A 4250-nucleotide genomic window follows, 5' to 3' on the forward strand; every position below is an offset into this window, starting at 1 on the left:
GGGGGGGGGGGGGGGGGGGGGGGGGCCGGGGGGGGGGGGGGGGGGGGGGGGGGGGGGGGGGGGGGGGGCGCGGGGCCGGGGGGGGGGGGGGGGGGGGGCGCCCCCCGGCCGGCACGCGGCTACCCGGGCAGGCCCAGAATCGCCGCAGCGAACGCTCCGGGGGCCTCCTGCGGCACGTTGTGCCCCACCCCGGGCAGGGTCCGCACCTCGCACGGCCCGGTGAACCGCTCGGTGCCGGTCTGATCCGCAGCGGGGATCACGCCGTTCTCCTCACCGACCAGCACCACCGTCGGGGCCACCACGGTCGGCCGACCGGCCAGCGCGTCCTCCGCCTCCCGGTAGCGCGGATCGCCCTCGACCAGGCCGAAACGGTGGCGGTAGGAGTGGATCGCGACGTCCACGAAGTCCGGGTTGTGCAGACTCGCCGCCGACGCCGCGAACGCCTCCGCCGCCCCCGCCCAGGTCGGCGACCACAGCCGCCAGAGCAGCCCGCACAACTCCTCCCGGTTCTGCTCCAGCCCCTGGCGGCCTCGCTCGGAATGGAAGTAGTACTGGTACCAGAGGCCGCGCTCCGCCTCCGGTGCGGCGGGCTCCATCGCCCGGGCGATGTCCTGGACGGTGTAGCCGCCCGCGGCGACCAGGCCGTGGACCCGCTCCGGCCACAGCGCCGCCGCCGCGCAGGCCGCCCGCCCGCCCCAGTCGTAACCGGCGACGACCGCCCGCTCGATCCCCAGCGCGTCCATGAACTCCACCAGGTCCCGCGCCAGCGCGGCCTGCTGGCCACTGCGCATCGTCCCCGCGTCCAGGAACCTGGTCGGACCGTAACCGCGGAGGTACGGCGTCAGCACCTCCCGGCCGGCCTCGGCGAGCAGCCGCGCGACCTCGTCGTAGGCCCGCACGTCGTAGGGGAAACCGTGCAGGAGGATCACCGGGGCATCGGACGCACGGCGGCGCTCGCCGGTCCGGTGGTAGGCGATCTCCAGCACCGGAGTCGTCACCCGGTAGAGCTCGTACGCCTCTTCGGTCCTCGCAGTCATCCGGTCATGCTCACACGCCTGACCCGGACACGACTACCCCAGGGGCCCCTGGCCTCCGCCCGTGCGTGCGTGCGTCGTTCTCAGTACCGCTGGGCCTGGGTGACCTTGGAGAGCAGTGCCTTGTCCCGATCGATCGGACTGAACGCGGTGGGCTGGGCATTCGCGCCCGGGGCCAGGTCCTTGACTCCCAGGAAGCTGGTGTCCACCACCTTGCCGTTCTCGTCGAGGAATTCGACCTTGACCGCGTACGACGCCGTCGCCCGGGTGCTGTTCACCACCGTGACCAGCGCGGCGTTGAAGCCGGCCGCCTGGGCCTTGGGCAGCCCGGTGAGCGTGACGTCCGACAGGGCGTTGCCGGGGCCCTCCGTCCTCGCCAGGACCGCCTGTGCCTCCGCACGGCCTGCCGACACCTGTGCCGACACGGAGGCTTCGAACGAGGCGGCCGCCGCCGACCGGGAGGCCGCGGCAGCCGAGACCGACTCCAGCACGGACGCCTTCGCCGAGGCCACCGCGGACGGCAGCACCCCGGAGAACGAGCTCACGTCCGGCGAGAGCGGGCGGGACGACGCGGTGGACGGCGACGTCGACGACGAACTGCAGCCCGCGACGACGAGCATCGTGCAGCCGAGTGCGGCACCGACCGCGCCGGCGCTCCGGCTCAGCCGCTCGGCCGCCCGCGGCCGGCCATCGAGGAAACGCGACATGGATCTTCCGCCTTCGTCCCGGCCGGGCCACCTTAGGCCCGGGCCCGCGTCCCACAAGCGTCGCCGCCCGTGCCGCGCCCCGCTATCAGGTCTGCTGTGAACGGGTGGTGACCCGCCGGAGTCCTCGGCGGACGACCGGGGCATGATCCGAAAGAGCGTCGCGTGCTAGGTTTCGCCCGCAGATCAGGACGGTTGACGGCGGGGGCGACATGGTCGGTATCAGCGCGATAGCAGGCATTGCGGCGGTGGAGCTCGGGATGGTGCTCACCCCCGGACCGAACATGATCTACCTCGTCTCCCGCTCGGTGGCACAGGGGCGCCGCGCCGGACTGATCTCCCTGGCCGGCGTCGGGACCGGCTTCTTCGCCTACCTGCTGGCGGCGACCGCGGGCATCTCGGCGGTCTTCTCGCTGGTCCCGGAGATCTACCTGGCGGTCAAGCTCGCCGGCGCGGGCTACCTGCTCTGGCTGGCCTGGAAGGCGGTGCGCCCCGGCGGCTCCTCGGTCTTCGAGCAGCGCGAGCTCGTGCCGGACCCGCCGCGCAAGCTCTTCACGATCGGCCTGCTGACCTGCCTGCTCAACCCGAAGATCGCGATCCTCTACATGTCGCTGCTGCCCCAGTTCGTGGACCCGAGCCGGGGTCACATCGCGGCGCAGAGCTTGCTGCTGGGACTGACCCAGATCGTCGTCGGACTGCTCGTGAACGGGATCTTCGTGCTGACCGCCGGATCGGTCTCGACGTTCTTCTCCGGCCGCCCGCTCTGGACCCGGATCCAGCGCTACGTGATGGGCACCGCCCTGGCCGGCTTCGCGGTACGGATCGCCGCCGACCGCTCGGCCGTGGCCGTCACCCCCTGAGGCCGGCGCTCTGCTGCGGGCGAGGGGTCCGTTCCGTCCCGTCAGCGGTCGTGCGCGTCCACGGCGCCGCCTACTCCACGTCGGCGGCGACCACGGTCCACGCCTTGGTCGACGTGTCGTCCAGCCGGAGGTCGAACGCGAGGGTGATCGGGCGGCGTCGGCGCGCGTCGCCGCGCAGCACCTGCTCGGTGCGGCGGTCGACCTCGTAGTAGACGCCCTCCGCGTCGACCGCGACGCGGAAGACGATCGGATCGCGGGAGACCAGCGAGCGGACCGTGACCGACCTGACGACGGCGTCCCGCATGACGGTCCGGTCGACCGTGCGGACGGACGTGAAGTCCAGGCTGCCGTCGTTCATGACCCACTCCTCGAGGAAGCGCTCGACGGCCACCTCCAGAACCGCCTTGTCGAACCGGCCGTCGAGCACGCTCAGATCGCCGACGGCGGTGTCGGCGTCCGTGCTCCACGAGATGTTGGTCAGCGACAGGATGTCGCCCGCGCCCCTGACCGCGGTCTTCCCGGCCACCTCGAGGACCGCCTCGCGGGCGACCTCCTTCTGGTCCCAACCGTCCGTCTCGATGGCGTTGGTCAGGTGGTGCGCGCCCTCGGCCGCCTGCTCCACCGAGGACACGATCCACTCGCCGGCCGGGCTCTTGCGCAGCGTCCAGTACTCGACCGGGCGCGTCGAGTCGTCCTTGCGCACGGCGTCCGCGCCGTCTCCGCGGCGCACGTAGTCCCTGAGCGTCGCGGTGACCCGGAAGGTGACGGTGTCGTTCTCCTCGCCCGCGCGGTTGGCGACGTCGACCAGCTCGACCACCGGGCCGGAGACGATCTCCACGACGTTGACCTCGCCGCGGGACTCGTAGTCGCGCAGCTGCTCGGCCCACTTGCCGTAGAGCACCGGGGACAGGACCTGCCGCAGGGTGGCGTGGTCGTGCCGGGTCCAGGCGTTCTGGGCGGTCACGTACAGCTCGACGGCCCGGCGCTCCAGCGCGGCGCGGTCGAAGGTCGCGTCCGTGTCGGCGATGGCGTCGACCCGGGCCGCGACCTGGGCGGCGCGCTCGCGCGCCTGCTCGTCCGCGCGGTGCGCGGTACGGTCCGACACCGTGTTCAGGCCGACCGCCTGCGCCGCCTTCCGGCGCCGGTACACGACCCACATGATCAGGAGGAGGACGGCCACGATCACCAGGAGGGAGACGAACCCACCGCTGCCGGCCCCGAACCCGAAGCCGAAACCGCCGCCGAACCCGTGGAAGCCGCTGCCGTGACTGCCACCGCCCCCACCGTGGCTGCCGCCGCCTCCCCCACCGCCGCCGAACCCGTGGCTACCGCCCCCACCGCGGGCGTACGCCACCGCCGGGCTGCTCAGCGTGACGACTCCAGCGACCACAGTTGTCCAGCGACGGGCGCGCACCGGGCTCCCCCTTCAAGAATCCGAGCTGTTCCTTACGAGCCTACAAGCCGGATCGCCCGCACATTCGGCCCGGTCGGACACTTTCGCGCACCGCCCCCGGCTGATCACATGGCGTGACGAGGGGGGTGAGGCGGCCGCCGCGATCTAGGGCCTGTCCGGCGGATCTTGGCAGATCAGCGCGCGGCGTTGGGCGCCCGGCTGGGCGTGCGCCCGAGTCGGCCTCGTACTGGACGTACTT

At 72.9% G+C, this 4250-nt stretch carries 4 protein-coding genes; 1 reads left to right on the forward strand and 3 read right to left on the reverse strand.

The genetic code is table 11. From position 1 onward, the window contains the following. Positions 1–119: 119 nt before the first annotated feature. Together ACFY2K_RS43415 and ACFY2K_RS43420 are read right to left on the reverse strand one after the other, a co-directional pair. Complete coding sequence (locus ACFY2K_RS43415; protein WP_387718656.1) at positions 120–1037, reverse strand: alpha/beta fold hydrolase; 918 nt, start codon at positions 1035–1037, stop codon at positions 120–122. Between the two features lie 80 nt (positions 1038–1117). Beyond that, entirely contained in the window at positions 1118–1741 is a 624-nt protein-coding gene (locus tag ACFY2K_RS43420) for a hypothetical protein (RefSeq protein ID WP_387718659.1), read from the reverse strand. 209 nt (positions 1742–1950) lie between these two features. Between ACFY2K_RS43420 and ACFY2K_RS43425 the strand changes: the two genes are divergently transcribed. Further along, positions 1951–2598: a LysE family translocator gene (locus ACFY2K_RS43425; protein WP_387718661.1), complete on the forward strand. Its 648-nt coding sequence runs from the start codon at positions 1951–1953 to the stop codon at positions 2596–2598. Positions 2599–2668: 70 nt separating this feature from the next. Here the strand turns inward: ACFY2K_RS43425 and ACFY2K_RS43430 are convergent, their stop codons facing one another. Then, positions 2669–4012 carry a Tim44-like domain-containing protein gene (locus ACFY2K_RS43430; protein ID WP_387718664.1) on the reverse strand — a complete coding sequence of 448 codons (1344 nt, stop codon included), beginning with the start codon at positions 4010–4012 and terminating at the stop codon, positions 2669–2671. Positions 4013–4250 lie beyond the last annotated feature (238 nt).

It is taken from the genome of Kitasatospora sp. NPDC001309, assembly GCF_042896295.1.
Taxonomy (GTDB): Bacteria; Actinomycetota; Actinomycetes; order Streptomycetales; family Streptomycetaceae; genus Kitasatospora.